This is a genomic window from Microbacterium ginsengiterrae, assembly GCF_014205075.1.
GTDB lineage: Bacteria > Actinomycetota > Actinomycetes > Actinomycetales > Microbacteriaceae > Microbacterium > Microbacterium ginsengiterrae.
On record NZ_JACHMU010000001.1, the window covers coordinates 2,918,854 to 2,934,269 of the forward strand.

Below are 15,416 nucleotides of genomic sequence, written 5' to 3' on the forward strand. Positions count from 1 at the left end.
GAGAATCGAGGTGCGACCTCAAGTGTACAGGATCGCAGGCTCCCGACTGCGTGCTCACAGACGGCGGCGCGCGCGTGTCCCTCCCCTGTTGTCGGCGGCGCACCGTCCGAGTGCCGACGGTCGGCGCAGCATGGTCGGATGCCGTCCTCCACCCGCGCGCTGTACCCCCGCTGGCGCACCCTCGCAGTCCTCCTCCTGGGAGTCGTGCTCGCCCTCGCACCAGGATCGACCGCCTCTCCCGACGGGGTCCCATCGTGGAGGTGGCCGGTGGCGGGTGCCCGCGACGTCGTCGAGCCCTATCGCGCTCCCGTGCACGAGTACGCCGCGGGCCACCGCGGAGTCGACGTGGCCGCCCCGCAGGGCGAGGTGGTGCGCGCCCCGGCGGACGGGGTCGTCGCGTTCCGTGGCGTCGTCGTCGATCGGCCGCTCATCACCGTCGACCACGGCGGCGGTTACGTCTCGACGTTCGAGCCGCTGCGCTCGGAGCTCGCGCCCGGTGCGACTGTGCGTGCAGGGGACGCGATCGGGACGGTGGCAGCCGGAGGGCACGCGGCGTCTGACACCCTCCACATCGGCGTACGGCTGCACGGGGTCTACATCAACCCGATGCTCCTGTTCGGCGACGTGCCGCGCGCGGTTCTCCTCCCGTGTTGCGACGGCATCATGCGCGAGGGTGGGCGAGTCGGTAGGTCGCTGTGAGTCGTTCGGACGACACGTGGGTGTAGATCTGCGTCGTGCCGAGGCTCGCGTGACCGAGGATCTCCTGCACGGCCCGCAGATCCGCCCCGCCGTCGAGCAGGTGCGTGGCCGCTGAGTGCCGCAGTGCGTGGGGCCCGACCGCGTCCGCGCCGATGATCGGTCCGAGCGCCTCGGCGACGAGGGAATACACCGCGCGGACCCCGAGTCGCCCACCGCGGACGCCGAGGAAGACAGCGGGCGTCGCCGTGGTCGCGCGAGCCGCGAGGACAGGACGTGCGCGGGTGAGATAGGCGCCGACCGCGTCCCTGGCGGGGCGCCCGTACGGGACGACCCGCTCCTTGGAGCCCTTTCCGAGCACACGCGCGGTCGAGCGGTCCTGATCGAGGTCGTCGAGGTCGGTGCCGCACAGCTCCGAGACGCGCATTCCGGTGCCGTAGAGCATCTCCAGGATGGCGTGGTCACGCAGCGCGACCGGATCGCCGTCGGCCGCGATGCGCGCCCGCTCGTCGAGGAGGTCCCGCATACCGTCCTTCGAGGCGACGGCGGGAAGCGTCCGGCCGCGCTTGGGTGCGACGAGACGGAGCGCGGGGTCGAGCCCGATGAGCTCCTCGTCCTTGGCCCACGAGAAGAACGATCGCGCCGCAGCGGCTCGCCGCGCGAGCGTGGATCGTGCATCCCCACGCTGCGTGGCGCGCCAGAGCCAGTCCCGCAGCACTTCGAGGTCGATGTCTCCCAGCGCACGGTCACCGGCGGCGTCGGCGAGGTCCCGCAGGTCGGCGCGGTACGCCCGCACCGTCGAAGGGGACAACCGACGCACCTGCGTGAGATGCCTCGCGAAGGCGTCCGCCGCGCGGTCCAGGTCCATGTCTCAAGCATGCCGCCCGTCGCCCGTCACATGTTCATGCCTCGCCGTGGACGACGACGCGGGCGCCGCGGCGTCGCGGTGAGAGCTCACTCCCCTGCTCGGACCCAGCCGTCGTCTCGGCGCTCTGCGATGCCGTCCAGCGAGAGGGTTCCCAGCAGGGATCGCACGCGGTCGTCGGAGAGCCCGGCCGCCCTGGCGAGTTCGATCGGCGCACGCGACGTGCGCGTCGACAGGGCATCGAGCAGCCGCACCCGTTCCGGGTCGTCACCCGGCTGCGTACCGGAGGAGGCATCCTGAGCCAGTCCCATCAGTTCCCGGACCTCCGATGCGCTCGTGACGCACTGCGCGTCGTACTCGCGCAGCAGCCGGTGGCATCCGGCCGACGCCGCCGACGTCACAGGACCGGGGACCGCGCCGAGCGGACGGCCGAGCGATGACGCGTGCCCCGCCGTGTTCAGCGACCCGCTGCGCCATCCCGCCTCGACGACGACGGTGGCCGCACCGAGTGCCGCGATCAGCCGATTCCTCGACAGGAAACGGAACTTGGTCGGCGCGGCACCGCAGGGCATCTCGCTGATGACCGCGCCAGACGCCATGATCCGTTCGAACAGCTGCTGGTGTCCGGCAGGGTACGCGCGATCCACGCCGCCCGCGAGGAACGCGACGGTCCTGCCATCCACTCCGATGGCCGCGCGGTGTGCTGATCCGTCGATGCCGTACGCCCCGCCGGAGACCACGACAGTCCCCGTCGCCGCCAGATCACCGGCGAGGTCGGCGGCGACACTGTCGCCATATGCGGTGGCCGCACGCGCTCCGACGATGGACACGCGAGCATCGGCCGTCACGGCGGAAAGGTCGCCGCGGACCCAGAGCACGATCGGCGCGTGGGCTGCGAGATCGTCGAGGGACTCGGGCCAGTCGGTGTCTCCCGGCAGCAGGAGCCTGGCGCCGACTTCCGCTCCGCCACGCAGTGCATCGCGCACCGCGTGAGGGTGCGCGCGCGGCAACCATCGACGGCGCCCCTCCTGGATCGACTTCTCCGCGAGGGCGAAGACGTCGGCGTTCAGAACGAGCCGCAGCGCTTCGTGCGCGCTCAGCTGCGAGATCAACGCTCCGGCCACACCGTCGCCGGGCTCGGAGAGCACACTCCATGCGACCCGCGCGAGGGTCTCCACCGGCTCCGCATCAGGACGGACTCGATCGACAGCGGCCATGGTCTCGGCATCGCCGAGCAGTTCATCGATCATGCGATCAGCCCTCTCTTCAGGAACAGAGCTCGTCCCAGCTCGTCGACCCCCGGCATGTCGACGCCGGACAGGTCCGCCATGGTCCACGCGAGCCGCAGCACACGGTCGTAGCCGCGCAGCGTGAGCTGCCCGCGCTCGAGTGCGCGGTCCAACGGGGCGCGGACGCCTCGGGGCAGCCGCAGTTCGCCCTGACGCAACCAGGCACCGGAGACCTCCGCGTTGCGACGCCATGGCGTCTTCGCCCACCGCTCCGCCGCTCGGGTGCGCGCAGCGGACACGCGCGCGGCCGCATCAGCTGTGCTCACCCCTGAGCGGCGGCTCGAGGTCGCTCTGGAGGCCGACACGCGAGCGACCTGCAGATCGATGTCGATGCGGTCCCGGAGCGGCCCTGAGAGGCGCGCGGCATAGCGACGGATCGCGACCGGCGGGCAGATGCACTCCGCGCCGCGGACGCCGTAGTTGCCACAGGGACACGGGTTGGTCGCGAGCACCAGCTGGAACCGCGCGGGGAACCGTGCCCGGAACCCCGCGCGGTCGATCTCGATGGATCCGGACTCGAGAGGCTGCCGCAACGCGTCGAGTGCGACGCGCGAGAACTCCGCAGCCTCATCGAGGAAGAGGATTCCCCGGTGCGCGCGGACGATGGCCCCCGGCCGCACAGTCCGCGATCCGCCGCCGACCAGCGCCGCGACGGATGCGCTGTGATGCGGTGCCTCCAGCGGCGGAAGGTCGTCGAGAACGGTCACCGCCGCGCCGGAGAGCGAACGCACGCTGGCGACCTCGAGGGCCTGGTCGTCCGTCAGTCGAGGGAGGATGCCGGGCAACCGGCGGGCGAGCATGGTCTTCCCCGCGCCGGGCGGGCCGCTCATCAGCAGGTGGTGACCGCCGGCCGCGGCCGCGATCATGGCGTCGACCGCTTCCTCCTGGCCCACCACGTCCGCGAGATCCGGCGGGTCGGCGGACGGCACAGGCGGTGTCTCGGCGTCGACCGGTTCGACCTCGGCGACGGCCACGTCCGCACCGTGCCACATCGCGACCTCCGCGAGAGTGGTCGCGGCCCGCACCTCCATACCGGGCACCAGTCGCGCCTCCGCCTCGTTCGCGTGCGGCACGATGACGCGGTCGAATCCGGCCCGCGCGGCGGCGAACACGGCGGGAAGCACCCCCGCCACCGGCCGCACCCGTCCGTCGAGTCCCAGCTCTCCGATGTGCACGGTCCGCGCGATGGAGGCGGCATCCAGCACTCCCCCGGTCGCCACGGCGCTGATGGCGATACCGAGATCGAACCCGCTGCCGTGCTTGGGCAGACTGGCCGGCGAGAGGTTGACGGTGAGTCGACGTCGCGTCAGCTCGAGCTGCGCGTTGGTCACCGCGTTGTGCACGCGCTGCGCGGCCTCGCCGAGCGCCTTGTCCGGCAGGCCGACGATCTTGAAACCGGGGGTCTGGTTGGACACATCAGCCTCGATCTCCACGAGGTGACCGTCCACACCGGTCAGAGCCACGGCCCATGTCCGCGCGGTCCTCATCGCACGTCCACCATGTGCTCGATCGCCGCCCTGGCGGGGTCGGCGCCGATGACCCCGATCACCTCGAGACGCAGGGACCTGCGTGCCGCCTGCTCGCTGTGCGCCCTGCACCACGCGTATGCCAGCCGCCACAGGCGCTCGCGCTTGCGCTCGTCGACCGCGTCGAACGGGTGTCCGTACGCGATGCTCCGGCGCGTCTTCACCTCGACGATGCAGAGCGTGTCGCCATGCTCGGCGACGATGTCGATCTCGCCCTGGGAACACCGCCAGTTTCGGTCGATCACCCGGTAGCCTCGCTCGGTCAGATGCTGAGCCGCCCGGTCCTCACCGTCGCGGCCGAGGTCGTCTTTCGCTGCCATGCCGACAGCCTGCGCGCTCGCGTCTACCGGCGGTCAGCCCGAACGCCTGATCCGTGCACTCCCCGACCTCGTCGCACGGGTGTGCAGGAAGATCACTTCCCGTCGAGCGAGAGGTCCTCGGGGATCTCGAACTCGCGGCGCTGCAGTTCTTCGACGTTGACGTCCTTGAACGTGAGCACGCGGACGGCCTTGACGAAGCGGTCGGCGCGGTAGATGTCCCACACCCACACATCCGCCATCGAGATCTCGAAGTAGAAGTCGTGCTCCGTGTCGCGGCGGACGACGTTCACCTCGTTGGCGAGATAGAACCGGCGCTCGGTCTCGACGACGTACTGGAACTGCCCGACGACGTCGCGATACTCGCGGAACAGCGCGAGTTCGAGTTCGCGGTCGTAGTCGTCGAATGCCTCTTCATCCATGATGAGTCCATCCTATGAGTTCAGAACAGGGTGGGTGCGTCCGCGATCGCCCACGACGACCGGTGGAAGGGTGACAGACCCGCCTCCCTGATCGCCGCGCGATGCTCAGGGCTCGCGTAGCCCTTGTTCCGATCCCACTGGTACGGCGGGTGATCGGAGTGCAGATCGCCCATGTGTCCGTCCCGCGCGACCTTCGCGATGACGGATGCCGCCGAGACGGACGCGCAGTCGCGGTCGCCCTTGATGACCGAGCGCACCTGCAGCGGCGCGGGGTGCACGCGAGAGACGTAGTCATGGTTCCCGTCGAGGATCACCAGCGCCCCGTCGAGCAGCGCACCCTGGGCGACGACGGCGTCGATCGCGCGGGATGCCGCGAGCCCGAGCGCGCGCATGATGCCGACCTCGTCGATCTCCGCCGCTGTCGCCCAGCCGACCGCCGACGCCTGGACCCAGGCGGCCGCGCGTGCGGCGACGTCCGGCCGTCGCTTCTCGGTGACGAGCTTGGAATCACGAAGGCCCTCCGGCACGCGCCGGCGCGCACCGGCGGCATCCATCACCGCTGCACCGACGGCCACCGGCCCCGCCAGCGCACCCCTGCCCACCTCGTCGAGCGAGATGATCAGGTCGTACTCGGCGAGGAGCTTGCGCTCGAGGGTGAGTCGCGGTGCGATGACGGTCATTCTTCCGGTTCCGGGACGCCGTTGAACTGTTCGTGGTGACTGTCGATCACGCCGATGCGGCCGAGCGGCCACGTGGTGAGGAACGCCCTGCCGACGACGTTGTCCAGGGGGACGAATCCGCCGCTGGGAAGGTCCTGGTGCGCGCGGGCGTCCTGCGAGCGGTCGCGGTTGTCGCCGAGCACCCAGATCGATTCCTCCGGCACGGTGACGTCGAACGGGTCGTTCGAGGCCTGCGTGTCGCCCTCAGGGAGGTTGAGATACGACAGTTCGTCCACCGGCGCGCCGTTGATCGTGATCTGGCCGAGCGAGTTGCAGCACACGACGTGATCGCCCGGCAGCCCGATCAACCGCTTCACGAGATGGTCCTCGCTGTCGGAGGAGGAGAGTCCGATGAGGGTCAGCAGCCCGTCGAACCACTCGAGGACCACGGGCCGCGGCGGCTGCTTCGGTGTGACGGGCAGCCACCCACCAGGGTCGGCGAAGACGACGACATCGCCACGGGAGTAACCGCTCCATCGGGGCGTGAGTTCGTCCACGAGGATCCGGTCGTTCACCAGAAGGGTCTTCTCCATGGACGCCGACGGGATGTAGAACGACCGCACGACGAACGTCTTGACGAGGAACGACACCAGGGCCGCGATCACGATGATCACGAGCACGTCGCGGAGGAAGATCCAGAATCCGCGCCTCGGCTTGCTCGGCACGTCCGGGGCGGATTCAGTCGTCATCGCATTCCTTCATGGGGTCATCGGGCCGTGCACCGACGGCACCTTCAAGGTTCGCACACTCCGAAGAGAACAAAGCACCCCGGGACGCTGTGTCCCGGGGTGCTTCGTGAATACGACGCGATCAGTTGTCGCGCTTCTCCTTGATCTTCGCCTTCTTGCCGCGCAGGTTGCGGAGGTAGTAGAGCTTCGCGCGTCGCACGTCACCGCGGGTGACGACCTCGATGTGGTCGATCACCGGGGAGTGGACGGGGAAGGTACGCTCGACGCCCACCTGGAAGCTGATCTTGCGGACGGTGAAGGTCTCGCGCACGCCGTCGCCCTGACGTCCGAGCACGACGCCCTGGAAGACCTGGATACGGGAGCGGTTGCCCTCGGTGATGTTGACGTGCACCTTGACGGTGTCGCCGGGACGGAACTCGGGAATGTCGGAACGGAGCGAAGCCGCGTCGACGGCGTCCAGGATCTGCATGATCGTCTCTCTCTGCACTCGCCACAGGTCGGATGCATGAATATGGAAGGAATACGTAAGTGTGTGCTGAACGGCGCATGAAACGCACGCGGACTCCCCTGAGGCAGAGTCGGTCACGGCACAAAGACCCATTCTGTCATGGATCCGGCATCCCACCAAAACGCCTCAGTGCTCGGAGGTGGGCTTCTCCTTGATGACGAACACGTCGTCCACGACGGGCGTCGCGCGCGATGGCCCGGACTCCGCGTCGACCATCGGCGTCCGCATGAATCGGATGCCGCCTCCGGCTGTCCGCGCCTCCCCCCACAGCTGCCACAGCTGCAGCCAGAACAGACCGATCGCGGCCGCGATCGCGCCGGCGAGGAGCAGCGGGAACCATGTCTGCGGGTAGAAACCGATCGCGATCGTGAGGACGTGCCAGACGCCGAACCCGAGCACGTCCCACCACGAGGCCATCCGCGTCTCACGCGCCGACGGACGCGCACGCTGCAGCAGCGTGAGCACGATCTGGCCGACGAAGACAGAGGGCACCGCGATGAACAGCACCCACAGCAGCGCCCAGCCGCCTGCACCGGTCACGACCCAGCCGATCAGCAACCACAGGGGCAGCACGACTGCCGCCGGGAAGAGCCAGCGGTAGAAAGCCGATCGCAACCACATGATCCGATCGTATTCGCCGTCAGCGGTTCTCGGTCGGGTGTTCGCTGTGAGCTGTGCCCGGTGATCATCAGGGAGAATGGAGGAGACGAGAGGAACACCATGATCGAACTGCGCACCCCTGCCGAGATCGACGAGATGCGCGCGGCGGGCCGTTTCGTCGCCGAGACACTGGCGACGCTGCGCGATGAGACGAAGGTGGGCACCAACCTGCTGACGATCGACCGCAAGGCGCACGACCTCATCCGCAAGGTCGGAGCGGAGTCGTGCTACATCGACTACGCACCCTCATTCGGCAACGGTCCGTTCGGCAAGGTGATCTGCACCTCGATCAACGACGCCGTGCTGCACGGACTCCCCCACGACTACACGCTGCGTGACGGCGACCTCGTGTCCCTCGACTTCGCCGTGGCCGTCGACGGCTGGGTCGCCGACTCGGCGGTCTCCTTCGTCGTCGGAACGCCGAGGGACGAGGACCTCCGTCTCATCGAGACGACCGAACGCGCCCTCGACGCGGCGATCGCCGCCGCGACCGTCGGCAACCGCATCGGCGACATCTCCGCCGCGGTCGCCGCCGTCGCCCACGGGGAGGGCTACTCGATCAACACCGACTTCGGCGGACACGGCGTCGGTCGCACCATGCACGGCGACCCGCACGTGGCCAACGACGGAAAGCCGGGTCGCGGCTTCCCGCTGCGCTCCGGCCTCGTCCTCGCCCTCGAGCCGTGGTTCCTCGCCACGACCGACGAGCTGCGCACGGATGAGGACGGCTGGACGCTGCGCAGCGCAGACGGATCGCGCGGCGCGCACTCCGAGCACACCGTGGCGATCACCGAGGACGGTCCGATCGTGCTCACCGATCGCAGCTTCCTCGGCGTCAAGTAGCCGCTAGACCGCGCGCTCCCATGAGGACGGCGGGCCGGCGACGAGGCGGAAGCTCGGGTGGGGCGCTGGGGCCGTGACGTCCGCCCAGCGGGCGAGCACCTCGGGGCTGCGCGCGGCGAGCTTCGTACGCAGATGCGCCCACTCCAGCGCCATCTGCCCGTCGGTCACATCGATGACCGGGACGACGACGTCGCGAGTGCGGATCCGGGTGCGGTCGAACCGATAGCCGCGGGCATCCGCCTCGCCCGCGAGGGCCTCGAGGTATGCGCCGACGGACGCGACCGGATCCTGCTGCGCCTGGAATCGCTGCAGTTGCGGGTGCCGCGTGTATCCCTTGGTCTCGCCGCACAGGACCTTCTGCGCGAGAAGCGTCTCCCGCCAGCAGGCGATGAGCGCCTGACGGTCGAGATACCTCGGGTGCACCGACCAGATCCTCATGAGGACACCTCGTCCGCGACGTAGACGAAGACGTCGGTGATGATCGGCAGCGTGAACGCGTCGCGGCCGTCCGTCTCCGGGTCGGTGTCGAGGATCCTCTCGACCTCGGCGACCATGGCCGAGCGGGTGTCCTCGTCCGCAGCCAGGAAGCTGCTGACGGTCAGCCAGCGGGCGACGTAGTCGTCGCGGGTGATCCGCTCGGTCCAGCGGATCTCATGACGGCCTCGGAAGGCGAAGCCGGGGAGCCCCTGCGCGGCGGATGCCGTCGTGGCATCCTCACCGGTCACCACAGCAGGGTGCGCGACCCGATGGCACGCGCGGTCCCAGGCGCACGACGGGTCGGAGCGGTTCCAGAGCAGGCCCAGAACGCCGCCGGGGACGAGCACCCGCCGGATCTCGGCGCATGCGGCGTCCCGATCGAACCAGTGGAACGCCTGCGCGACGGTCACCGCATCCAGTCCTCCATCCGGGAGGGGGATGCTCTCCGCACCACCGATCAGCGCTTCGACGCGCGGGAGCTTGGCGCGGAGCACATCCAGCATCGCGCGGGAGGGCTCGACCGCCACCACGCGCGAGGCACGAGGGATCAGCAGCTCGGTGAACTTGCCCGTGCCCGCTCCGAGGTCGAGGACGGCGCCCACGGGTTCGGGGAGGATGGTCTCCGCTGCCGACTCGGGGAACCCGGGACGGTAGCGGTCGTACTCCTCGCCGACGCCCTCGAACGCCTGCGCCAGTCGCTGATCCACCATGCTTCGACGCTAACAGGCCGGCACACGAGTGCCCGACGCTCCGCGGCTACGCGAGCTCGATGAGCTCCTGGTACTCCTGGCTCCAGATGTCCTCGACACCGTCGGGCAGGATGAGCACGCGCTCGGGGTTGAGCGACTGCACCGCCCCGGGATCGTGCGAGACGAGCACGACCGCGCCCTCGTAGTGCGCGAGGGCCCCGAGGATCTCCTCACGGGAGGCCGGGTCGAGGTTGTTCGTCGGCTCGTCAAGGAGCAGCAGGTTCGCGGAGGAGACGACGAGAGTCGCCAGCGACAGTCGCGTCTTCTCGCCACCGGAGAGCACACCGGCCGGCTTGAGCACGTCGTCGCCGGTGAACAGGAACGATCCGAGCACCTTGCGGGCCTCGGTCTCGGTGATGTGCGGTGCGGCGGAGACCATGTTCTCCAGCACCGAGCGGTTGACGTCGAGGTTCTCGTGCTCCTGCGCGTAGTACCCGACCTTGAGGCCGTGGCCCGGCTCGAGCTGTCCGGTGTCCGGCTGATCGACGCCGGCGAGCATGCGCAGCAGCGTCGTCTTGCCTGCACCGTTGAGGCCGAGCACCACGACCTTCGATCCGCGGTCGATCGCCAGGTCGACGTCGGTGAAGATCTCCAGCGACCCGTAGGACTTCGACAGTCCGGATGCCATCAGCGGGGTCTTTCCGCACGGCGCCGGCTTCGGGAACCGGAGCTTCGCGACGCGATCGACCTCGCGGACCTCGTCGAGCCCGGCGAGCAGCTTCTCGGCGCGCGCGACCATCTGGTGAGCCGCGGCCGCCTTCGACGCCTTGGCACCGAATCTGGCCGCCTGCATCTGCAGCTGCGTGGCCTTCTTCTCGGCGTTGGCGCGCTCCTTCTTGCGGCGCTCCTCATCCGCCACCCGCTGACGCAGGTAGTTCTTCCAGTTCATGTTGTAGATGTCGATGCACTGGCGGTTCGCGTCCAGGTAGAACACCCGGTTGACCGTCTCCCCGACGAGTTCCACATCGTGGCTGATGACGATCAGACCGCCCTTGTAGCCCTTGAGGAACTCGCGCAGCCACACGACACTGTCCGCATCGAGGTGGTTGGTCGGCTCGTCGAGGATCATCGTCTGCGCGTCCGAGAAGAGGATGCGGGCGAGCTCGATGCGGCGACGCTGACCACCCGAGAGGGTCTTCAGCGGCTGGTCGAGGATGCGGTCGGGCAGGGAGAGGTTGTTGGCGATGGATGCCGCCTCCGCCTCGGCCGCGTACCCGCCGAGGGCCTCGAAGCGCTCCGTGAAGTTCGCGAACTTGCGCATCGCCTTCTCCGCCACGGCGGGGTCGGCCGAGGCCATGTCCTCGGCCGCCTTCGCGAGGCCGAGCTGGATCGTACCGAGCCCTCGGGCGTCGAGGATGCGGGTGCGGGCGAGCATCTCGGGGTCACCGGAGCGCGGGTCCTGCGGCAGGTATCCGAGCTCGCCGGACTTGGTCACCTTGCCCCCGGAGGGCAGCGCGTCACCGGCGAGCACCTTCGTGAGCGTGGTCTTCCCCGCGCCGTTGCGGCCGACGAGGCCGATCTTGTCGCCATCGGCGACGCGGAACGTCACGTCCTGCATCAGCAGGCGGGCGCCCACGCGAATCTCGAGGTCGTGCACGGCGAGCACAGCGGAAGTCCGTTTCTTCAGGGGGAGGCGGCCGAACGGCCAGCCTCCCAGTATAGATCGGCCTGCGGCTGTCGATGCGCGCCCCCAAGACCCCTCTCAGGTATGACCCCGTCGATACCTGAGAGTGATGTGCGCGGACATGCCCGATCCGTAGGTTCGCCTGGTGGACATCATCAACGAGCTCATCCTGCAGGCCGCCACCTCTCCGTGGCTGTATCTGATCATGTTCGCGACGGCCGTGATCGACGGCTTCTTCCCGCCGATCCCCAGCGAATCGGTGCTGGTCGCGGCCGCCGCGGTGGCGGCATCGGCGTCGGATGGCACGAACCTCGTCCTGCTCGGCGCCGTCGCAGCCGCCGGCGCGATGATCGGCGACAACATCGCCTACACCATCGGACGATCCGTCGGCACGACGCGGTTCGCCTGGATGCGCCGCCCCCGGGTGGCTGCGGCCTTCGATCGTGCACGGCTCACGCTCACACGCAGCGGGGCGCCGCTCATCCTCGGTGCCCGCTACATCCCCGTGGGGAGGGTCGTCGTCAACATGTCCGCGGGCGCTCTGGGCTACTCATGGCGCCGTTTCCTTCCCCTCAGCGCGGTCGGCGGAGTCGGCTGGGCCCTGTACAGCATCGGCATCGGCATCCTCGCCGGTCACTGGCTGACCGACCAGCCGCTGCTCAGCGCGGTCTTCGGGGTCACCTTCGCGATCCTTCTCGGTGTGGTCATCGACCGGATCACGACCCTGCGTCGTCGCCGTCGTGAAAGGCTCGAGACGGTGGCACCGCAGGATGCCCCCGCGATCAGCGCTTCCGCCTCCCCCGAGATGGAAGGATGTCTCCCATGACAGCCAAGAGGCAGCGGAAGCAGCCGTCGACGCGACGGCGTCTCTGGGCTCGAGACCGCACCACCACGATGCTGATCGTCCTCGGTGGACTCGCCGTCGTCCTCTACGCGATCCTCGTGCCGGTCCACGCCGCCATCTACGGCGCCCCTGTCGCCGTGACCATGGCGCTCGGACTCGCCGCCGTCGGCGCGCCCGTCCTGTCGGTGCGGTTCCCCCAGGTCGCCATCCTGCTCTTCACCGTCGCGGCCCTCCTCATCCCGCTGATGGTCTCCCGGGAGACGTCGCTCGACGCCCCGTGGCCGTGGTCGGTGCCGATGCTCATCACCTTCGCCGTGCAGGTCGCCGCCATCACGTTCCGGCACGGCTGGCGGAAGGGACTCGTCCAGTTCGTCGTCGGCACGCTGGCCGGGTTCACGGCAGCGGTGATGCTGCCCACCATCCCCAGCGGCAATTCGCTGATCGTCACTTCGTCGGTCGTGGCGGGGATCTATGTGCTGGCGGTGCTGCTCGCCGGGCGCCTGCGCCTCGGCGACGAGCTCAGCCGCGAACGCGCGCTCACCGCTCAGGAGCAGGCCAAGCGCGAACTCGTCGAGGAGCGCACCCGTATCGCCCGTGAACTGCACGATGTCGTCGCCCACAGCATGTCCCTGATCCAGGTGCAGGCGTCGACCGCCCGATACCGGGTGTCCGACCTGACTGAGGAGGCTGCCGGCGAGTTCGACGACATCGCGTCGACAGCGCGATCCGCGCTCACCGAGATGCGGCGCATCCTCGGTGTCCTCCGCACCGAGGACCAGGTGGCCGAGCTCGCGCCCCAACGCGGCATCGATGACATCCCCGAGCTCGTCGAGACCACCAGACGGGCGGGTGCACGCGTGTCGCTGAGCCAGTCGGTCAGTGACACCGTCTCGGCGGCCACGCACCTGACCGTCTACCGGATCACGCAGGAGGCGCTGAGCAACGCCGTCCGTCATGCGCCCGGATCGCCCATCTCGGTGACCGTGACCGCAGACGCCGACGACGTCGCGGTCACGGTCCGCAACGACCACGACGGGGCCCCAGACACGGCCACGCGCGGACACGGCCTTCGTGGCATGAACGAGCGCGCGGAGCTGGTCGGCGGTACGGTGTCAGCCGGACCGCGTCCGGACGGCTCATGGGTCGTGGCCGCGCGAGTCCCCCGCCACCCCCCTGCCCCGCACTCGGAAGGACCCCAGTGACGATCGAAGTCCTCATCGCGGATGACCAGGCGATGGTCCGTGCCGGTTTCGCCGCGCTGCTCGGGGCTCACGACGGCATCACGGTGACGGGTCAGGCGTCCGACGGGCTGGAGGCCGTCGCCCTGTCGGCGCGCCTGGATCCGGACGTCATCCTCATGGACGTGCGGATGCCGCAACTGGACGGCATCGAAGCCACCCGCCGCATCCTCGGCTCCGGCTACCCCGCCGCGAAGATCCCGCGCATCCTCATGCTCACGACCTTCGACATCGACGACTACGTCTATGACGCACTCCAGGCCGGCGCGAGCGGCTTCCTCCTGAAGGACGCACTGCCGGACGAGCTCGTGCATGCAGTCCGCGTTGTCGCTGCCGGTGACGCGCTGCTCTCCCCCAGCGTGACACGGCGGATGATCGCCCAGTTCGCGACGCAGAAGCCACGCACCGCCGAATCCGCACACCTCCTCGCCGATCTCACGGACCGCGAACGCGAAGTGCTCGTGCTCATCGGTCAAGGCCGCTCCAACGGCGAGATCGCCGCGACGCTGTTCATCGCGGAGCAGACCGTGAAGACGCACGTCGGCAAGGTCCTCGCGAAGATCGGCGCACGCGATCGCGTGCAAGCCGTGATCTTCGCGTACGACACCGGTCTCGTCCAGCCCGCCTGACCACCCCTACGGCGGTAGGGGTCACAACGGCCCCACGGGGTGATGCGGCCCGGCGCGCCGCGTTCATACGCTCCTCGGACACCCACCGAGGAGGACACGATGACCATCGCAGATCTGCGCCGCACACCCGCTCCGGCACGACCACCCGGAGCCGGGCGCGACACAGGGATCGACCTGGTCCGCGCACTGTGCGTGATCGGTGTGGTGGTGATCCACGCGCTGATGGTCGGCATCACGATCGACAGCACCGGCCCGGTGTTCGCGAACGCCAGCGAAGGATCCGCGTGGATCGTCCCTCTGAGCTGGCTCCTGCAGGTGATGCCGCTGTTCTTCGTGATCGGGGGCTTCGCCGGACGCACGGCGTACCTGCGGATGACGGATCAGGGCCGCTCGGCGACCGACTTCGTCTCCGCTCGCATCCATCGCCTGCTCCTGCCGGCGCTCTACGCGATCGCCGCGGTGGGCGTCCTGCTCGCGATGCTGCTGACCTCCGGCGTTCCGGAGGAGCTCGTCGGCGTCGCCGGCTACCGCTTCAGCCAGCCGCTGTGGTTCCTCGGCGTGTTCCTGATCTGCCAGGTCCTGCTTCCCGCCCTGGTCGCAGCTCACGAGCGCGCGCCGTGGACGACGATCGGTCTTCTCGCCCTCGGGGCCGTCGCCGTGGACGCGGCACGCATCCTCAGCGGTGTGGACGCGATCGGTTTCGTCAACCTCGCGCTGGTCTGGCTCACGCTCCAGCAGCTCGGATTCTTCCTCGCCGACGGCTCCGTCACCGCACTGAGTCGGCGTGCACGAGCGATGCTCGCCGTCGCGGCCGTGGCGGCTCTGGCCGGCACCTTCGTGCTGGGCATCCACTCCCCGGATCTCATCGCGAACATCAACCCGCCCACCACCGCCCTGCTGCTGGTCGGCGTCGCGCACACCATGCTCGTCTCACTGCTGCAGGCACCTCTGAACCGGTGGAGCCGCAGTCCCCTTGGCGTCCGCCTTCGCGCGTTCATCACGCCGCGCGCCATGACGATCTACCTCTGGCACATGCCGGTACTGTTGGCGATGGCAGGTCTCAGCGCCGCCTTCGCGATGCTGACGGGACTCGCCCTCCCCGCGCCGGGTGGGCTCGCGTGGTGGGCGACCCGGCCGCTGTGGCTCGCCGTCGTGTTCGCCGGAGTGGTCGCGCTCGCTCGGGCCGCGGCGGGTCTTGAGGCCCGGCGGCCTCCGGCGCCGACGGCATCCCATACACGGCTCACGGCGGCCACCGTCATCGGCGGAGGAGGCGTCGTCCTCCTGTTGGCCGTCGGCACCTCGCCGTTCACCGCCGGGGTCG

Annotated in this window: 17 protein-coding genes and 1 pseudogene; 6 read left to right on the top strand and 12 right to left on the bottom strand. The window is 69.4% G+C overall.

The window, feature by feature from the left end; all coding sequences use genetic code 11:
* The first annotated feature begins 138 nt into the window (after nucleotides 1–138).
* Nucleotides 139–699 carry a murein hydrolase activator EnvC family protein gene (locus HD600_RS14175; protein WP_144796347.1) on the top strand — a complete coding sequence of 187 codons (561 nt, stop codon included), beginning with the start codon at nucleotides 139–141 and terminating at the stop codon, nucleotides 697–699.
* Here HD600_RS14175 and HD600_RS14180 read toward each other — a convergent pair.
* The 9 genes from HD600_RS14180 to HD600_RS14220 all read right to left on the bottom strand — a co-directional run bounded on the left by HD600_RS14180 (nucleotide 662) and on the right by HD600_RS14220 (nucleotide 7,652).
* On the bottom strand, nucleotides 662–1,564 hold the full coding sequence (locus HD600_RS14180; RefSeq protein ID WP_184284413.1) for a tyrosine recombinase XerC: 903 nt from the start codon (nucleotides 1,562–1,564) through the stop codon (nucleotides 662–664). The two genes, HD600_RS14175 and HD600_RS14180, sit on opposite strands and share 38 nt — an antisense overlap.
* A gap of 86 nt (nucleotides 1,565–1,650) precedes the next feature.
* Nucleotides 1,651–2,811 (bottom strand): DNA-processing protein DprA, encoded by a 1,161-nt coding sequence (gene dprA, locus HD600_RS14185; RefSeq protein WP_184284415.1) that lies wholly within the window; start codon nucleotides 2,809–2,811, stop codon nucleotides 1,651–1,653.
* Nucleotides 2,808–4,337: a YifB family Mg chelatase-like AAA ATPase gene (locus HD600_RS14190; protein WP_184284418.1), complete on the bottom strand. Its 1,530-nt coding sequence runs from the start codon at nucleotides 4,335–4,337 to the stop codon at nucleotides 2,808–2,810. The genes dprA and HD600_RS14190 overlap by 4 nt, the downstream gene beginning before the upstream one ends.
* Nucleotides 4,334–4,696, bottom strand: coding sequence for a YraN family protein (locus tag HD600_RS14195; protein WP_184284420.1), 363 nt, complete (start codon nucleotides 4,694–4,696; stop codon nucleotides 4,334–4,336). Before HD600_RS14195 ends, HD600_RS14190 begins: the two co-directional genes overlap by 4 nt.
* Before the next feature lie 92 nt (nucleotides 4,697–4,788).
* A complete protein-coding gene (locus HD600_RS14200; protein ID WP_144796357.1) occupies nucleotides 4,789–5,115 on the bottom strand; it encodes a DUF2469 family protein in 327 nt (108 codons plus the stop codon).
* Nucleotides 5,116–5,135: 20 nt separating this feature from the next.
* Complete coding sequence (locus HD600_RS14205) at nucleotides 5,136–5,795, bottom strand: ribonuclease HII (RefSeq protein WP_184284422.1); 660 nt, start codon at nucleotides 5,793–5,795, stop codon at nucleotides 5,136–5,138.
* Nucleotides 5,792–6,523, bottom strand: a complete 732-nt coding sequence (gene lepB / locus HD600_RS14210; RefSeq protein ID WP_184284424.1) for a signal peptidase I — start codon at nucleotides 6,521–6,523, stop codon at nucleotides 5,792–5,794. Before lepB ends, HD600_RS14205 begins: the two co-directional genes overlap by 4 nt.
* A gap of 121 nt (nucleotides 6,524–6,644) precedes the next feature.
* Nucleotides 6,645–6,992 carry a 50S ribosomal protein L19 gene (gene rplS / locus HD600_RS14215; protein WP_144796363.1) on the bottom strand — a complete coding sequence of 116 codons (348 nt, stop codon included), beginning with the start codon at nucleotides 6,990–6,992 and terminating at the stop codon, nucleotides 6,645–6,647.
* 165 nt (nucleotides 6,993–7,157) lie between these two features.
* Nucleotides 7,158–7,652 carry an MFS transporter permease gene (locus HD600_RS14220; RefSeq protein WP_184284426.1) on the bottom strand — a complete coding sequence of 165 codons (495 nt, stop codon included), beginning with the start codon at nucleotides 7,650–7,652 and terminating at the stop codon, nucleotides 7,158–7,160.
* Between the two features lie 99 nt (nucleotides 7,653–7,751).
* On the opposite strand from HD600_RS14220, the gene map reads away from it, so the two are divergent.
* Nucleotides 7,752–8,534 (top strand): type I methionyl aminopeptidase, encoded by a 783-nt coding sequence (map, locus tag HD600_RS14225; RefSeq protein ID WP_184284429.1) that lies wholly within the window; start codon nucleotides 7,752–7,754, stop codon nucleotides 8,532–8,534.
* A 3-nt stretch (nucleotides 8,535–8,537) separates the two neighbouring features.
* Here map and HD600_RS14230 read toward each other — a convergent pair whose 3' ends face one another.
* Genes HD600_RS14230 through HD600_RS14240 form a run of 3 tightly spaced genes read right to left on the bottom strand, consistent with a single transcriptional unit; the run spans nucleotide 8,538 to nucleotide 11,366 of the window.
* The gene (locus tag HD600_RS14230) at nucleotides 8,538–8,972 is read right to left on the bottom strand and encodes a pyrimidine dimer DNA glycosylase/endonuclease V (protein ID WP_184284431.1); all 435 of its coding nucleotides are present in this window, start codon (nucleotides 8,970–8,972) and stop codon (nucleotides 8,538–8,540) included.
* On the bottom strand, nucleotides 8,969–9,721 hold the full coding sequence (locus tag HD600_RS14235; RefSeq protein WP_184284433.1) for a class I SAM-dependent methyltransferase: 753 nt from the start codon (nucleotides 9,719–9,721) through the stop codon (nucleotides 8,969–8,971). The genes HD600_RS14230 and HD600_RS14235 overlap by 4 nt, the downstream gene beginning before the upstream one ends.
* 46 nt (nucleotides 9,722–9,767) lie before the next feature.
* Nucleotides 9,768–11,366: an ATP-binding cassette domain-containing protein gene (locus HD600_RS14240; RefSeq protein ID WP_184284435.1), complete on the bottom strand. Its 1,599-nt coding sequence runs from the start codon at nucleotides 11,364–11,366 to the stop codon at nucleotides 9,768–9,770.
* Nucleotides 11,367–11,529: 163 nt separating this feature from the next.
* On the opposite strand from HD600_RS14240, the gene HD600_RS14245 reads away from it, so the two are divergent.
* The 4 genes and pseudogenes from HD600_RS14245 to HD600_RS14260 all read left to right on the top strand — a co-directional run.
* Nucleotides 11,530–12,210, top strand: a complete 681-nt coding sequence (locus HD600_RS14245; RefSeq protein WP_184284437.1) for a VTT domain-containing protein — start codon at nucleotides 11,530–11,532, stop codon at nucleotides 12,208–12,210.
* On the top strand, nucleotides 12,207–13,430 hold the full coding sequence (locus HD600_RS15240) for a sensor histidine kinase (protein WP_184284439.1): 1,224 nt from the start codon (nucleotides 12,207–12,209) through the stop codon (nucleotides 13,428–13,430). The genes HD600_RS14245 and HD600_RS15240 overlap by 4 nt, the downstream gene beginning before the upstream one ends.
* Entirely contained in the window at nucleotides 13,427–14,095 is a 669-nt protein-coding gene (locus HD600_RS14255; RefSeq protein WP_184284441.1) for a response regulator, read from the top strand. Before HD600_RS15240 ends, HD600_RS14255 begins: the two co-directional genes overlap by 4 nt.
* 99 nt (nucleotides 14,096–14,194) lie before the next feature.
* Nucleotides 14,195–15,256, top strand: a pseudogene (locus HD600_RS14260) (acyltransferase family protein); the annotation flags it as partial.
* Nucleotides 15,257–15,416 lie beyond the last annotated feature (160 nt).